Genomic DNA, 13558 nt, shown 5'->3' on the forward strand with positions numbered 1-13558 from the left:
GACTCTCCAGGCGCGCGGCCGGCAGGGAACGAGGATGGTCAAGCTCGACGCGGCAAGGGTGGTACGCGGAACTCGTCGGACCAGGGGATCACCCTGGTGCCAGTGTGGCACAGCGCGCCTCGCCGCCCGGCTGACCGTCCACGGCTGACGGTCCACGACTGACGGTCCACGACTGACGGTCACGACCGGGGACCGTCAGCCCGGCCGGCGCGTGCGGGAACCGCGGGGTCGCCCGGGCCGGGGCCACAGGCGGGCCACCACGACGGCCGGGACCTGGTCCTCGGCGACCGCGCCGCGGTGCCGCGAGTCCACCCCCTCGTCGGGGTTGTCGCTCAGCAGCCACCAGGCCGGAGCGCCGGACCGCGAGGTACGCCGCTCGACGGCGCGCTTGACCGCGAGGGTCCCGTCCGGGAACCGGGCCAGCACCAGCGCCCCGGGCCGCACCGGCCCGGCGTACCGCACCAGCAGCAGGTCCCCGTCGCGCAGCGTGGGCAGCATCGAGCTGCCGCGCACCCGGGCGAACCCGAATGGAGGGTGCGCTGAGGGGTACGAAACCTCCCCACGAGGACGACGCGGCACGCGGAGTAGTGTCGCAGTCGATACGACGATCCCCTACACGAGAGGACCCCGGATGCTCGCGCGACTGTTCGCACCCACCGTTGAAGTCTCCGCTCACTGCGACCTCCCCTGCGGTGTCTACGACCCCGCCCAGGCCCGCATCGAGGCCGAGTCGATCAAGGCGATCATCGCCAAGGTCGCGGACAACGACGACCCCGACTTCCGCACCCGCGCGATCCTCATCAAGGAGCAGCGGTCGGAGCTCGTCAAGCACCACCTGTGGGTGCTGTGGACCGACTACTTCAAGCCCCCGCACTTCGAGAAGTACCCCCAGCTGCACACGCTGGTCAACGAGGCCACCAAGCTCGCCGGCGCCTCCGGCACCAAGGGTGAGCTGGACGCCGGCAAGGCCGACGAGCTGCTCGCCAAGATCGACGAGATCGCGGAGATCTTCTGGGAGACGAAGAAGGGCTGAGGACGGGAGCCCAGCAGGGGCTTCTGATCCGACATGTGTGACGGGGTCGGCCACCGGGTACACCACCCCGGGGCCGGCCCCCACTAGTCTGCAGCGCGAGACCCACCACCGGAGGACGACGACGATGTCATTGAGCGGGCCACTGACCGGGCCGGCGAGCGGTCATTCCCAGGACCGGGCCGACGTGGAGCTGCGCGTTCCCGCGGACAGCGCCTACGTCTCCGTGCTGCGCACCACGACCGCCGGGCTGGCCGCCCGGCTGGACTTCCCCATCGACGACATCGAGGACCTGCGGATCGCGGTCGGCGAGGCCAGCGCGATGGTGCTGCCGGAGGCCGACGAGGCGGCGGACCTGCTGTGCCGCTTCTTCATGCACCCCGGCCGGCTCACGGTCACCGTGGGCGTGAGCACCTCGCGTGCCGCGCAGCGCCCCGACTACGACAGCTTCGCCTGGCAGGTGCTGACGACCCTCGCGACCAGCGCCTCCGCCGACACCACCGACGGACGGTTCACCATCACGCTGACCATGGAGTCCGGCCACCCGGAGCTCGACCTGTGACATGGACCCGGTCATGACCGACGACGCCGACGACAGGCCGGAAGGCCCACCATCAGGCGTCGAGGTGACCCGGCGACGCAGCGCGGACCTGTTCGGCCAGCTCCGGGACGAGGATGCCTCGGCCGACAGCCGGGACTACGCCCGCGACGAGCTCGTGCACCTGCACCTGCCCCTCGTGGAGCACTGCGCCCGACGCTTCCGCAACCGTGGTGAGCCCTTCGAGGACCTCGTCCAGGTGGGCACGATCGGCCTGATCAAGTCCATCGACCGCTTCGACGCCGAGCGCGGCGTCGAGTTCTCCACCTACGCGACCCCGACGATCATCGGCGAGATCAAGCGCTACTTCCGCGACAAGGGCTGGGCGATCCGGGTGCCCCGGCGGCTCCAGGAGCTGCGGATGCAGATCGGCACCACGACCGCCGAGCTGACCCAGTCGCTCGGCCGCTCCCCCACCCCGCGCGAGCTCGCCGAGAGCATCGGGTGCTCGGTGGAGGAGATCGTCGAGGGGATCGAGTCCAGCAACGCCTACTCGACCCTGTCGCTGGACGCCAGCGACGACAACGAGGAGGGCGCCGCCACGATGCTGGACGCCATCGGCATCGACGACCAGAACCTCGAGCACGTCGAGATCCGGGAGTCCCTCAAGCCGCTGCTCGACCAGCTCGCGCCCCGGGAGAAGAAGATCCTGCTGCTGCGCTTCTTCAAGAACATGACGCAGTCGCAGATCGCCGAGGAGATCGGCGTCTCCCAGATGCACGTCTCCCGGCTGCTGAACCGCACCCTCGACCAGCTGCGGGCCTCGCTGGAGGAGTCCGGCTGAGGCTGAGGGTCGCTCAGCCCTCCTCGGAGGGCCGGTCCGACAGCGCATCGATGCTCGCCGGGTGCAGGACCCCTGCGAGGACGACCACGGCCACCACCGCCAGCGCCACGGACGCCCACGGGCCGTCGCCGCCGCGCAGGCTCCAGGCCATGCCCAGCCAGATCAGCTGGGCGAGCACGACGGGGCTGCGGGCCCACGACCGGCAGCGGCTCAGCGCCCACGCGCACAGCGCCAGCCCCACGCCGTACACGACGAAGAAGCCGGCGGTGGTGAGGCCCAGCGACACCCGCTCCGAGGACAGGCTGGCCAGCTCCAGGACGGCCAGGACGATCATCAGCAGGCCCTCGATCGCCACCAGGGAGGCGGCGACGACGAGGGGTGCAGGGGTGGCGGTAGACTGCGGGCTCACGGCGCCAGCGTAGGAGATCCAGCGGAGCGGTCCCGGCGCAGTCGGCGTCAACGGTCACGCCGTGTGACGCTCGTGACGCAAAGAGACCGCGCTCAGGCCTTGTTTAACGGTCCAATAGTTGCCACGCTAGACGACGCGCTCGTGAACGCCTTCACCCATGAGTCGTTCGCTCGCGCCCGCAGGGCTGTGAGAACTCCTGACCTGTACGCACGTAGAAGGAAGTAGGGATCCCCCAGCCATGGATTGGCGCCACCGTTCCGCCTGCCTCGACGAGGACCCGGAGCTGTTCTTCCCGATCGGCAACACCGGTCCGGCCATCCTCCAGATCGAGGAGGCCAAGCAGGTGTGCCGACGCTGCGAGGTGCGCGAGCAGTGCCTCGCCTGGGCGCTCGAGGCTGGCCAGGACCACGGCGTGTGGGGTGGGCTCAGCGAGGACGAGCGTCGTGCCCTGAAGCGGCGCAACGCCCGGGCCCGCGTGCGTACGGCCTGAGTCACTCCAGGGGTACGTCGATCGCCGCGCGGGCACCACGCCCTCCCGGCGCCGGCCCCACCTCCAGCAGCCCACCGAGCTCGGACTCGACGAGCGTGCGGACGATGGAGAGCCCCAGGTTCGTCGACCGGTCCAGGTCGAAGCCGTCCGGCAGCCCCTTCCCGTCGTCCTCGACGCTCACGTGCAGCCGCCCCACCAGCCGGCGCACGGTGACCACGATCTCGCCTCCGGCCGCGACGTCCGCGGGGGCCCCGGCGTAGCCGTGCTCGACGGCGTTCTGGAGCACCTCGGTCAGCACCATCGCCAGCGCGGTCGCCACCTCTGAGGGCAGCACCCCGAAGCGTCCGTCCCGGCGCACGTGGACGCGGTCCCCCACCGCGCTGACCTCGGTGACCATCCGCCCGAGCCGGTCGGCGATCTCGTCGAAGTCCACCTGCTCCTCGACCGCCTGGCTCAGCGTCTCGTGGACGATCGCGATCGAGCCCACGCGGCGCACGGCCTCCTCGAGGGCCGACCGTGCCGACTCCGAGTCGATCCGCCGCGCCTGGAGGCGCAGCAGCGCCGCCACGGTCTGCAGGTTGTTCTTCACCCGGTGGTGGATCTCCCGGATCGTGGCGTCCTTGGTCACCAGCTCCCGATCCCGGCGCCGCAGGTCGGTCACGTCCCGCACCAGCACCAGCGCGCCGATGTGGTCGCCCTGGGGCCGCAGCGGGATGGACCGCACGATCAGCGACGCCTCGTCGGTGCCGAGCTCGGTGTCCCGGTGGGCTCTTCCGCCCAGCACCGCGCTCAGGGTCTCCTCGTCCGGCCGTCGGCGCGGCGGCACCAGCTCGCGGGTCAGCTCCGCCAGGGACAGGCCCGCCAGGTCCCCCGACAGCCCGAGCCGCCGGTAGACCGAGAGCGCGTTCGGGCTCGCGTAGACGACCCGCCCGGACGCGTCCACCCGCAGGAACCCGTCCCCGACGCGGGGGGAGTCCGCGTGGTCGCTGCGCTGGCCGGGGGCCGGGAAGTAGCCGTGCGAGATCATCTGCGTCAGGTCGGCCGCCGTCTGCAGGTAGGACAGCTCCAGGCGGCTGGGCGTGCGCACCCCCAGCAGGTTGGTGTTGCGCGCCACGACCGCGATCACGCGATCGTTGCGCCGCACCGGGATCGTCTCCACCCGCACCGGCACGTCGTCACGCCACTCGGGGTCGCCCTCCCGGACCAGCCGGCCCTGGGCCCAGGCCGCGTCCAGCATCGGGCGGCGGCCGGCCGGGACGAACGTGCCGACCACGTCGTCGACATACGCCGTGGGGCCGGTGGTGGGGCGCATCTGGGCCCCCGCCCAGAAGCCCTGGCCCTCGCGGTCGGGCAGCCAGAGGACGAGGTCGGCGAACGAGAGGTCCGCGATGATCTGCCAGTCCGCCTGCAGCAGCTGCAGCCAGGCCACGTCCTCGTCGTCGAGGTCCGTGTGGCTGCGGACGAGCTCGGTCAGCGACGGCACGGCCACAGTGTCTATCACCCGGGGCCCTCCGGGCGTGTCGCCGACGGGGCTTTGGCAGGATGTCCCCCATGTCGGGGTCGTACTGGAGCCAGGTCCAAGCCAGAGGGCTCGCGGTCCCCTCGGACCGGCCCCTCGACGACCTCACCGCCGAGCTCACCCGGATGCTGGGATCGCCGGATCCCGCCCTGCGCGACGGCACGGCGTACCCCACGCTCGCGACCTGGGTCGACCGCGGCGTGTACGACGACCTGCTCGCCGGCCTGGGTGACGGGATGGCCGCCGGGCTGAGGGTCGGGGTCGGCGAGACCGACACCGACACCGTCTTCCGCCGCAGCTTCTCGGTGCTCGTCCTCGCCGAGTGCATCGCCCGGGACAACGGCCGCCCGCTGCTGCCGGGCGGCAAGATCCTCGACTGGGGCGACCGGGTCGCCACCTGGCTGCTGCGCGAGCGCGACCTGCGTGGCTTCGTCCCCGGCAAGGGGTGGGCGCACGCCGTGGCGCACGGTGCCGACGCCCTGGGCACCCTGGCCCTGTCGCCCCACGTCTACACCCCCGAGCTGACCGTGGTGCTGGACGTGATCGCCGACCGCGTCCTGCTGCCGGTCGACCGGCTCTTCACCGCCGGCGAGCCGGACCGGCTGGCGCTGGCCACCATGAAGGTGCTGCACCGCAACCTCGTCCCGCTGCGCGTGCTGGAGCCCTGGATCGCCCGGCTCGCGGCGGCTGCCGGCACCCAGGGGTCCTACGACGACCGGGACCCCTATCTCGTGGGCGGCAACGCCCAGGCCTTCCTGCGGGCGCTCTACCTGCAGCTGGCGATGGGGCCGAAGCCGCCCGAGCACCGGACCGACCTGCTGCTGGTGCTCGTCGACGCCCTCAAGGCGACCAACCCCCACTACCTCGGTACTACGCCCGAGTAACCTGCGAGGCATGAGCGACGCGGCGACCCGGACCAGCGACGGCACCGACCTCCCCGAGGGGAACGAGAGCACGGAGGGCGGGGAGCTCAGCGGCCACGCCGGTGAGCTGGCGGTCGCGGTGGCCCGCGCCCACGGCGTGAAGACGATGTTCACGCTGTCCGGGGCGCACGTCTTCCCGATGTACGACGGCGCCGTCAAGGCCGAGCCGCCGATGCGACTGCTCGACGTGCGCCACGAGCAGACCGCGGCGTTCGCCGCCGAGGCGACGGGCAAGCTCACCCGGGTGCCCGGACTCGCCGTGCTGACCGCGGGGCCGGGCGTCACCAACGGCGTCAGCGCCATCGCCCAGGCCCAGTTCGCCGGGTCGCCGATGGTCGTTGTCGGGGGGCGGGCGCCCGCCAACCGCTGGGGCAGCGGCAGCCTCCAGGAGCTCGACCAGCCGCCGATCCTCGCCTCGGTCTCCAAGATGGCCCGCACCCTGCACACCGCCGGCGACGTCCTCGACGGGATGGACCGGGCGTTCACGACGGCCCGCTCCTCCCACCGTGGCCCGGTGTTCGTGGACGTCCCGATGGACGAGCTCTTCAACGTGGCGTCCGGCCCGGCCCCGGTGCTGTCCGAGGTCCGCGGCGCGGAGCCCGACCCGGACGCGGTCACCGAGATCGCCGAGCTGCTCGCCGACGCCCACCGGCCGGTGCTCGTGCTCGGCACCGACGTGTGGGCCGACGGCGCGGAGGAGGCGGCGCTGCGCTTCGTCGAGGCGGTCGGGATCCCCACCATCACCAACGGGATGGGCCGCGGCGTCGTGCCCGGCGGCCACCCGCTGCTGGTGACCAAGGCCCGCGGCAAGGCGCTCGGCGGCAGCGACCTCGTGGTCGTCGTCGGGACCCCGCTGGACTTCCGGCTCGGCTACGGCGTCTTCGGCGGACGGGAGGACGCGGCGCCGGCCCAGGTCGTGCACGTCGCCGACTCCCCCGGCCAGGTCTCGGGCCACGCCGACCTCGCAGCCTCGGTCTCCGGTGACCTCACGGCGGTCTTCGACGGCCTGCAGGCGGGCCTGGAGCAGGTCGTGCGCCGCCCGGACTGGTCCACCTGGGTGGCCGACCTCCAGGACACCGTGGCCGCCGCCACCGAGCGGGACGCCGCCCTGCTCGCCGCCGAGGCCGACCCGATCCACCCGGCCCGCATCTACGGCGAGCTGGTCCCCCGGCTCGCCGAGGACGCGGTCGTGATCGGGGACGGTGGCGACTTCGTCAGCTTCGCGGGCAAGTTCGTCGAGCCGCGACGCCCCGGCGGCTGGCTCGACCCGGGCCCCTACGGCTGCCTGGGCGCCGGCCTGGGCGCCGCGATCGCGGCGCGGCTGGCCCGACCGTCCGCGCAGGTCGTGCTGCTCCTGGGCGACGGCGCCGCCGGCTTCTCGCTGATGGACGTGGACACGCTGGTGCGCCACGGCCTGCCCGTGGTGATGGTCATGGGCAACAACTCGGCGTGGGGCCTGGAGAAGGGCCCGATGCAGATGCTCTACGGCTACGACGTGGTCGCCGACCTCGCACCGCGGACGGCGTACGACGAGGTGGTGCGGGCGCTCGGCGGCGCCGGCGAGACCGTCACCGACCCGCGGCAGATCGGGCCCGCCCTGGACCGGGCGTTCGCCTCCGGCGTGCCGTACCTCGTCAACGTCATCACCGACGTCGACGCGGCGTACCCGCGCAACACCTTCGGGATCTGAGGAGCGAGATGCGACTGCGACGGGCGACCCCGAAGGACTACGAGGCCGTCGGCGAGGTCACCGTCGCGGCGTACTCCGACTTCACCCTCGGCCCCGACGACCCCTACCTCGAGCACCTGCGCAACGCTGCCGCCCGCGACCTCGAGGCGGAGCTGTGGGTCGCCACGCCGGACGACGGCGACACCGTCCTCGGCAGCGTCACCCTCTGCCGGGAGGGCTCACCGTGGCGCGAGCTGGGCGGCCACGACGAGGGCGAGTTCCGGATGCTGGCGGTCGCGCCCGGGGCCCGGCGCTCGGGCGTGGGCGAGGCGCTGGTCCGCCTGGTCCTGGACCGCTTCCGCGAGGAGGGCGCGGTCGCGATCGTCATGTCGACCCTGCCCCAGATGGCCGACGCCCACCGGCTCTACGAGCGGCTCGGCTTCGAGCGGACGCCCGAGCGGGACTGGCGGCCGGTGCCGCACGTCGAGCTGATCGCCTACCGGCTGGACCTGCTCGCATGAGCGAGGCCAGGCTCCGGTTCAGCGTCACCGACGACGACACGGCCGCGGCCCTCGGCTCGGGCAGCCTGCCCGTGCTCGCCACCCCGCGGCTGCTGGCCTGGTGCGAGGCGGCCACCTGCGCCGCGCTCGAGGGCTCGTTGGCCGAGGGGGCGACCAGCGTCGGCACCCGGGTCGCGCTGGAGCACGTCGGCGCGAGCCCGGTAGGCCAGGAGCTCGAGGTCACCGCGTCGCTGGCCCACGTCGACGGCCGGCTGCACCGGTTCGCGGTGGCCGCCCGTCACGTGGGGGGCAAGGTCGTGGGCTCCGGCGAGGTCACCCGCGTGGTGGTCGACGCGGAGCGGTTCCTCTCCCGGCTGTGACCCGGCCCGGTTTCGCCCCGGGGCCCAATTTCGTCTGGTCGCCGCGACCTGAGAGGATGGCCGATGGCTCGTCCGCTCCTTGACGGGCTGGGCCACGATCGTCGATCCAGGAGGACACCATGGGCAAGACCGGCCGCAAGCGCCGCGCTCGCAAGAAGAAGGGCGCGAACCACGGCAAGCGCCCCAACGCCTGAGCGCTGCTACGTCAGTAGCACACAGCACTGAGCCCCCAGCCGATCCGGCCGGGGGCTCGTTGCTTCTCGGTGGAACGGTGGGTCAGCCCTCGCTGATCTGCACCTGCACCTCACGGATCCGGAACATCACGCGCTCGCGCAGCTCCTGGGGGGCCGCCTCGGAGCAGGACCGGGCCACGACGGCCTTCACCGTCCGCTGCAGGTCGTACTTCTCCAGGCAGGGGTTGCAGGCGTCGAGGTGGAGCCGCACCGCCGAGCAGTCGGCCTCGTCGAGCTCGTTGTCGAGGAAGTAGACGATGCGCTCGAGGTAGTCCGCACAGTCCTCGTTGCTGGGATGGTCGTGGGAGTGGCTCACGACTCTCCCCCCTCACGGCCGACGGGCAGCAGGTCGTTGGTGCGCACGTAGTCCGAGAGCATGTCCCGCAGCTGGCGGCGACCCCGGTGCAGCCGGGACATGACGGTGCCGATGGGTGTCTCCATGATCTCGGCGATCTCCTTGTAGGCGAATCCTTCGACGTCGGCGAGGTACACCGCGAGCCGGAACTCCTCCGGGAGCCTTTGCAGGGCGTCCTTGACCTGCGAGTCGGGCAGGTGCTCGAGCGCCTCCATCTCGGCGGAGCGGAGGCCGGTCGAGGAGTGCGACTCGGCGCGCGCGAGCTGCCAGTCCTCGACGTCCTCGGACATCGACTGCTGCGGCTCCCGCTGCTTCTTGCGGTAGGAGTTGATGAACGTGTTGGTGAGGATGCGGTACAGCCAGGCCTTGAGGTTCGTCCCGGGACGGAACTGGTGGAACGAGGAGTAGGCCTTGGCGAAGGTCTCCTGGACGAGGTCCTCGGCGTCCGCGGGGTTGCGGGTCATCCGCATCGCGGCCGAGTAGAGCTGGTCCAGGAAGGGGAGCGCATCGCGCTCGAACCGCGCCGAGCGCTGCTCGTCGGTCTCCGTGGCGGGGTCCACGACCTCGTCGGGGATGTTCAGGGAGTCAGTCATCGCGTCCCAGTCTAGTCGCGACAGGGTCACCGGACCGGGCGCTGGTTCGAGGATGGCGAGCACAAGGCCAGAACACCTCAGGCGCGTGGACCATTCCCGCCCGTATCCGGACCGGCCCGACCGGCGCTGCCCACCACCTCGCGGACGATCCACTCCAGGGTCGCCTCGACCACGATCTCCATGGCGTCGTCCTGGGAGAGGTCGCCCCGGGCCGGGACCTTGAAGCCGTGGTCGGCGGAGGGTACGACGGCCAGGTCGACGTCGGCGGGGAACTCCTCGGGCCGGCCCATCGAGTCGCGCTCCCCCTGGATCACCAAGGTCGAGACCCGCGCCTCACGCAGCTCGGAGAGCCGCGACTTCTCCGGGTGCCCGGGCGGGTGGAGCGGGAACGCCAGCGCCAGGCAGCCGACCGCGCCGAGGTGCCGGGCACAGCGGGCCGCCGACCGGGCCCCGGCGCTGCGTCCGCCCACGACGAGCGGGGTGCGCACCCGAAGCTGGTCCGCGGCGGCGACCAGCGCCTCGTCCAGGGTCTTCGGCGAGGTCGCGATCTTGCGGCCGGCGACCTTCCAGGGCTGCTCGAAGCGGACCACCGTGATGCCGTTGCGGGGCAGGTTGCGGGCCAGCGCCTCGAGGTCGCGGGTGTCGACGCCGTTCCCGGCGCCGTGGCTCACCAGCAGCGTGGCCACCGGGTGGCGGGACCGGTCGGTGACCAGGCGTCCCTCGCCGTGCGGAGTCATGATGCGGCGCTCGGTGCTCATGTCAGGGACTCCTCCGCCGGGATGGGTTCGACGAGCTCCGGACCGTTGTTGCGCACGTTGCTGACCGCGGTCGAGACCGGGTAGATCTCCAGCCGGCCGGGTGCGGCCGGGACCAGCAGGCCCAGCAGGTCGTCCCGGCCGGCGATGGTGGGGTCCAGCCACTGCTCCCAGCGGTCCCGTTCCACGGTCAGCGGCATCCGGTCGTGGATGTGGCCCACGGCGTCCTCGGCCTCGGTCGTGAGCACCGTGCACGTCCACCGGAACCGCTGGGGGTCGTCGTCGTCACGGGTGGGGTCGCGCCAGATCTCGTAGAGGCCGGCCATCGCCAGCACGCCGCCGTCCGCCGGCCGGATGAAGAACGGCTGCTTGCGGGGCTTCCCCGACTTCGTCTGCTGCTGGGTCGGGTACCACTCGAAGTACCCGTCGGCCGGCAGCAGGCAACGCCGTTTGGCGAACGCCCGCTTGAACGCCGGCTTCTCGGCCACCGTCTCCATCCGGGCGTTGATCATGCGGTTGCCGATGGAGGGGTCCTTGGCCCACGACGGCACCAGCCCCCAGCGGACCACCCGCAGCTGCCGCTCGGGCGGCTGCGCGTCACCGGACTCCTCCGTGCGCGGCGGCCGCTCGACCACCGCGTACACCTCCTTGGTGGGGGCGACGTTGTAGTCGGGCTCCAGCGGCGTCACGACCCGGTTGTCCTCGATCTCGAACTCCTCGACGAGGTCCTCGGGGCGCCGGCTCGACGCGTAACGGCCACACATGGCGCCAGCCTAGGAGATGGGTCCCCCTGTGGGGCGCGACTCAGGAGCGCGCGAGCTCGTCGAGCAACCGGGCGGCCGCGTCGTCGGTGCCCGGGAGCCCCTCGATCCAGACCCGCAGCGGCTGGTCCGTGTCGGGCAGCAACCGGCGCAGCAGCGCGACCCGTGGCCCCAGCCCTTCGCGTCGTGCGACCACGGCGAGCCCGCTCGGCCCGAGCCGGCCGATGGTCTCGCCGCCGGGGAAGACGGTGCGCGCGGTGGCACCCAGGTGGCTCAGCCGCAGGGCGCGGGTCAGGTCGTCCGCGTCGAGACGCTCCCCCGGGTCCCGGCTCACCGGCGCCGCGACGACCACCAGGGCGTGGCTCTCGGAGACCCGGACGCGCCGGCGGACCTCCCCCCGGTACAGGTCCGCCAGGCGCCCCCGCACGTGCGCCAGGCTCGCGAGGCCCGTGAGCGGGTCCTCGCAGGAGAGCTGGTGCAGGTAGGCGAGCGTCGCGTCCGCCCAGGCGACCGCGATCGCCCTGGTCTCGGCGTGGTCCGGCTCGCGGCCACGCACCACCAGGCACGTGGCCGCCAGTCCCCCCAGCACCTCCTCCAGCGACGCCCCCTCGCGGGCGAGGTTCCCCCCGAGGACCTCGCACGCGTCGGTGGAGCCCGATCCCGAGGCGAGGGCCTCCCCCACTGCCTCGAAGTGCGGCGGCACCCCCTGCCGCTGCACCTCGGGCAGCTCGGCCCTCGCCTCCGGACCGTCCGTGGGCCGCCGCGTCCCCATCGCGAAGATCCCCACGGTGCTCCCTCCTCGATCCCCCCTGGCTCCGCCTCTGTGACGAGGGGTCGGCGCACCCATGACGCCGTTCTCGCAGAACTTCTCGGAAATCTTCCGTGGACCCGGAATTCGTCCGTGATCTTTGGGGCGCTCGTGCGTTGGACCCCTGTGAGCACCACTGCGCCGACCATCGAGGGCCCGGCGGACGCCGAGCTGATCTCGGCGGTCCGCGGCGGCGACGTCGACGCCTACGGTGAGCTCTTCCAGCGCCACGTCACGGCCGCGCGACGACTCGCCCACCAGCTGGTGTCCGGTCCGGACGTCGACGACCTCGTCTCCGAGGCCTTCGCCAAGGTGATGGTGGTGCTGCAGCGTGGTGGCGGCCCCGACCTCGCCTTCCGGGCCTACCTGCTGACCGCGGTCCGCCGTCTCCACGTCGACCGGATCCGGGCCACCGCGCGCCTCCACACGACCGACGACCTGACGCCGTTCGACCCCGGCATCCCGTTCCGCGACACCGCGGTGGAGGGCTTCGAGAACGCCGCCGCCGCCCGGGCCTTCGCGTCGCTCCCCGAGCGCTGGCAGCTGGTCCTCTGGCACACCGAGGTCGAGGGCCAGAAGCCCGCCGAGGTCGCGCCGCTGCTCGGCCTCAGCGCCAACTCGGTGTCCGCCCTGGCCTACCGGGCCCGCGAGGGGCTGCGCCAGGCGTTCCTCTCGATGCACGCCCAGGACACGGTGGACGCCTCCTGCACCTGGACCCAGGAGCACCTCGGCTCCTACGTCCGCCACGGCCTCTCCCGGCGGGACGCGACCCGGGTGGAGGGACACCTGCGCGAGTGCCGGCGCTGCATGGCGGTCTACCTCGAGCTGGACGAGGTCAACTCCGGCCTCGCCGGCCTGCTCGCACCCCTGCTCCTCGGCGGTGCCGCCGCGGGGTACGTCGCCTCCGCCGGCGGGTCCGCCGCTGCCGGCGGTCTCCTCGCGCTGCTCGGCAGGGCCCGGGACGTCGCGCTCGCCAACGCCCCGACGACGGCGGTCGCGGGGGTCGCCGCGGCGGTCGTCGCGGCGGGAACGCTGCTGCACCCGTTCGACGGGCCCTCCCCCGGTCCGCAGGCCGAGGCGCCCGTCGTCAGCACGACCGGCCCCGAGCGCGGCCCCCGGGAACCCGGTGGACCTGAGGGCCGGGACGCGGCGCCGGGCGGCCGGCGTACGACCCACCCCGGCGGACCGCCCCCGTCCGCCGCTGCCCCGCCCGTCGCCCCCGCCGCCGCGGAGTCGTCACCTCCTTCCCCGAGCGCCGCGCCGCCGGACCACCAGCAGTCCGGCAGCCAGCCCACCGACCCCGGGCCCACGGAGGACGGGGCCGACGGCGACGGGCCCGCGGGGGACGGCGCAGCGACCCCGGACCAGCCGGCCGGGATGGACCTCGCCGTGTCGGCGGCGGCGTCGCCTTCGGCCGGGGTGGCGTTCGAGGTCCGGGTGACGGTGACCGGGCTGGACCCGGGCCGGACCGCGACGCTCGGCGTCACCGCCGACCACACCTCCGTCACGCTCACCCCCGACACCCGCTGCGCGGGCCTCGGCATCGGTCACGGATCCTGCGCGGTGACCGACACGCCCACGACCTACACCTTCGTGGTCGCGGCGCCGCCGGACGCCCCGACCACGCTGACCTTCACCGTGCGCCCGGACGGGCAGGTGCTCGAGTCCGACCCGTCGGACAACACCACCCGGGTGCAGCTCGTGCCCTGAACCGGGAGGTCTGAGCCGGCCGGGATCGGGTATGAAGGTGC

The 13558-nt window shown here is 73.0% G+C and carries 18 protein-coding genes; 10 read left to right on the forward strand and 8 right to left on the reverse strand.

Annotated elements, in window-relative coordinates:
• Window positions 1-195 precede the first annotated feature (195 nt).
• Window positions 196-579, reverse strand: a complete 384-nt coding sequence (locus ABD268_RS20110; protein ID WP_344156708.1) for a S24/S26 family peptidase — start codon at window positions 577-579, stop codon at window positions 196-198.
• A 52-nt stretch (window positions 580-631) separates the two neighbouring features.
• Here ABD268_RS20110 and sodN point away from each other — a divergent pair, with 52 nt between their 5' ends.
• The 3 genes from sodN (at window position 632) to ABD268_RS20125 (ending at window position 2412) form a co-directional block, all read left to right on the forward strand.
• Entirely contained in the window at window positions 632-1033 is a 402-nt protein-coding gene (gene sodN / locus ABD268_RS20115; RefSeq protein ID WP_344156711.1) for a superoxide dismutase, Ni, read from the forward strand.
• 184 nt (window positions 1034-1217) lie between these two features.
• Window positions 1218-1592: an ATP-binding protein gene (locus ABD268_RS20120; protein ID WP_344156714.1), complete on the forward strand. Its 375-nt coding sequence runs from the start codon at window positions 1218-1220 to the stop codon at window positions 1590-1592.
• 13 nt (window positions 1593-1605) lie between these two features.
• Window positions 1606-2412: an RNA polymerase sigma factor SigF gene (locus tag ABD268_RS20125; protein ID WP_344156717.1), complete on the forward strand. Its 807-nt coding sequence runs from the start codon at window positions 1606-1608 to the stop codon at window positions 2410-2412.
• A 13-nt stretch (window positions 2413-2425) separates the two neighbouring features.
• On the opposite strand, the gene ABD268_RS20130 is transcribed toward ABD268_RS20125, so the two are convergent.
• Window positions 2426-2821 (reverse strand): hypothetical protein, encoded by a 396-nt coding sequence (locus ABD268_RS20130; protein ID WP_344156720.1) that lies wholly within the window; start codon window positions 2819-2821, stop codon window positions 2426-2428.
• A 238-nt stretch (window positions 2822-3059) separates the two neighbouring features.
• On the opposite strand from ABD268_RS20130, the gene ABD268_RS20135 reads away from it, so the two are divergent.
• Window positions 3060-3311, forward strand: coding sequence for a WhiB family transcriptional regulator (locus ABD268_RS20135; RefSeq protein ID WP_011755173.1), 252 nt, complete (start codon window positions 3060-3062; stop codon window positions 3309-3311).
• Window position 3312: 1 nt separating this feature from the next.
• On the opposite strand, the gene ABD268_RS20140 is transcribed toward ABD268_RS20135, so the two are convergent.
• Entirely contained in the window at window positions 3313-4794 is a 1482-nt protein-coding gene (locus tag ABD268_RS20140) for a histidine kinase N-terminal domain-containing protein (protein WP_344156735.1), read from the reverse strand.
• Between the two features lie 68 nt (window positions 4795-4862).
• Between ABD268_RS20140 and ABD268_RS20145 the strand changes: the two genes are divergently transcribed.
• The 5 genes from ABD268_RS20145 (at window position 4863) to ABD268_RS22850 (ending at window position 8496) form a co-directional block, all read left to right on the forward strand.
• Window positions 4863-5714, forward strand: coding sequence for a DUF2785 domain-containing protein (locus ABD268_RS20145; protein ID WP_344156738.1), 852 nt, complete (start codon window positions 4863-4865; stop codon window positions 5712-5714).
• A 10-nt stretch (window positions 5715-5724) separates the two neighbouring features.
• Entirely contained in the window at window positions 5725-7443 is a 1719-nt protein-coding gene (locus ABD268_RS20150; RefSeq protein ID WP_344156741.1) for an acetolactate synthase, read from the forward strand.
• A gap of 8 nt (window positions 7444-7451) precedes the next feature.
• Window positions 7452-7943, forward strand: coding sequence for a GNAT family N-acetyltransferase (locus ABD268_RS20155; protein ID WP_344156744.1), 492 nt, complete (start codon window positions 7452-7454; stop codon window positions 7941-7943).
• Window positions 7940-8302 (forward strand): thioesterase family protein, encoded by a 363-nt coding sequence (locus ABD268_RS20160; RefSeq protein WP_344156747.1) that lies wholly within the window; start codon window positions 7940-7942, stop codon window positions 8300-8302. Before ABD268_RS20155 ends, ABD268_RS20160 begins: the two co-directional genes overlap by 4 nt.
• A 119-nt stretch (window positions 8303-8421) precedes the next feature.
• Entirely contained in the window at window positions 8422-8496 is a 75-nt protein-coding gene (locus ABD268_RS22850) for a 50S ribosomal protein bL37 (RefSeq protein WP_369759046.1), read from the forward strand.
• A gap of 82 nt (window positions 8497-8578) precedes the next feature.
• Here ABD268_RS22850 and rsrA read toward each other — a convergent pair whose 3' ends face one another.
• The 5 genes from rsrA to ABD268_RS20185 all read right to left on the reverse strand — a co-directional run bounded on the left by rsrA (window position 8579) and on the right by ABD268_RS20185 (window position 11786).
• Window positions 8579-8851 carry a mycothiol system anti-sigma-R factor gene (gene rsrA / locus ABD268_RS20165; RefSeq protein WP_344156749.1) on the reverse strand — a complete coding sequence of 91 codons (273 nt, stop codon included), beginning with the start codon at window positions 8849-8851 and terminating at the stop codon, window positions 8579-8581.
• Complete coding sequence (locus ABD268_RS20170) at window positions 8848-9483, reverse strand: sigma-70 family RNA polymerase sigma factor (protein WP_344156752.1); 636 nt, start codon at window positions 9481-9483, stop codon at window positions 8848-8850. The genes rsrA and ABD268_RS20170 overlap by 4 nt, the downstream gene beginning before the upstream one ends.
• Before the next feature lie 77 nt (window positions 9484-9560).
• Window positions 9561-10241, reverse strand: coding sequence for an alpha/beta hydrolase family protein (locus tag ABD268_RS20175; protein WP_344156755.1), 681 nt, complete (start codon window positions 10239-10241; stop codon window positions 9561-9563).
• A complete protein-coding gene (locus ABD268_RS20180) occupies window positions 10238-11002 on the reverse strand; it encodes an SOS response-associated peptidase (protein ID WP_344156758.1) in 765 nt (254 codons plus the stop codon). The genes ABD268_RS20175 and ABD268_RS20180 overlap by 4 nt, the downstream gene beginning before the upstream one ends.
• 40 nt (window positions 11003-11042) lie before the next feature.
• On the reverse strand, window positions 11043-11786 hold the full coding sequence (locus ABD268_RS20185) for a hypothetical protein (protein ID WP_344156761.1): 744 nt from the start codon (window positions 11784-11786) through the stop codon (window positions 11043-11045).
• Between the two features lie 147 nt (window positions 11787-11933).
• Here ABD268_RS20185 and ABD268_RS20190 point away from each other — a divergent pair, with 147 nt between their 5' ends.
• Complete coding sequence (locus ABD268_RS20190) at window positions 11934-13517, forward strand: sigma-70 family RNA polymerase sigma factor (RefSeq protein WP_344156764.1); 1584 nt, start codon at window positions 11934-11936, stop codon at window positions 13515-13517.
• Window positions 13518-13558 lie beyond the last annotated feature (41 nt).

It is taken from the genome of Nocardioides koreensis (genome assembly GCF_039531775.1).
Classification (GTDB): domain Bacteria; phylum Actinomycetota; class Actinomycetes; order Propionibacteriales; family Nocardioidaceae; genus Nocardioides; species Nocardioides koreensis.

What these genes read in the sequence shown, in the direction of transcription:
- ABD268_RS20180 (WP_344156758.1), bottom strand. Translation starts at nt 11,002, where the DNA reads ATGTGTGGCCGTTACGCGTCGAGCCGGCGCCCCGAGGACCTCGTCGAG.
- ABD268_RS20150 (WP_344156741.1), top strand. Translation starts at nt 5,725, where the DNA reads ATGAGCGACGCGGCGACCCGGACCAGCGACGGCACCGACCTCCCCGAG.
- ABD268_RS20160 (WP_344156747.1), top strand. Translation starts at nt 7,940, where the DNA reads ATGAGCGAGGCCAGGCTCCGGTTCAGCGTCACCGACGACGACACGGCC.
- ABD268_RS20145 (WP_344156738.1), top strand. Translation starts at nt 4,863, where the DNA reads ATGTCGGGGTCGTACTGGAGCCAGGTCCAAGCCAGAGGGCTCGCGGTC.
- sodN (WP_344156711.1), top strand. Translation starts at nt 632, where the DNA reads ATGCTCGCGCGACTGTTCGCACCCACCGTTGAAGTCTCCGCTCACTGC.
- ABD268_RS20175 (WP_344156755.1), bottom strand. Translation starts at nt 10,241, where the DNA reads ATGAGCACCGAGCGCCGCATCATGACTCCGCACGGCGAGGGACGCCTG.
- ABD268_RS20125 (WP_344156717.1), top strand. Translation starts at nt 1,606, where the DNA reads ATGACCGACGACGCCGACGACAGGCCGGAAGGCCCACCATCAGGCGTC.
- ABD268_RS20170 (WP_344156752.1), bottom strand. Translation starts at nt 9,483, where the DNA reads ATGACTGACTCCCTGAACATCCCCGACGAGGTCGTGGACCCCGCCACG.
- ABD268_RS20155 (WP_344156744.1), top strand. Translation starts at nt 7,452, where the DNA reads ATGCGACTGCGACGGGCGACCCCGAAGGACTACGAGGCCGTCGGCGAG.
- ABD268_RS20135 (WP_011755173.1), top strand. Translation starts at nt 3,060, where the DNA reads ATGGATTGGCGCCACCGTTCCGCCTGCCTCGACGAGGACCCGGAGCTG.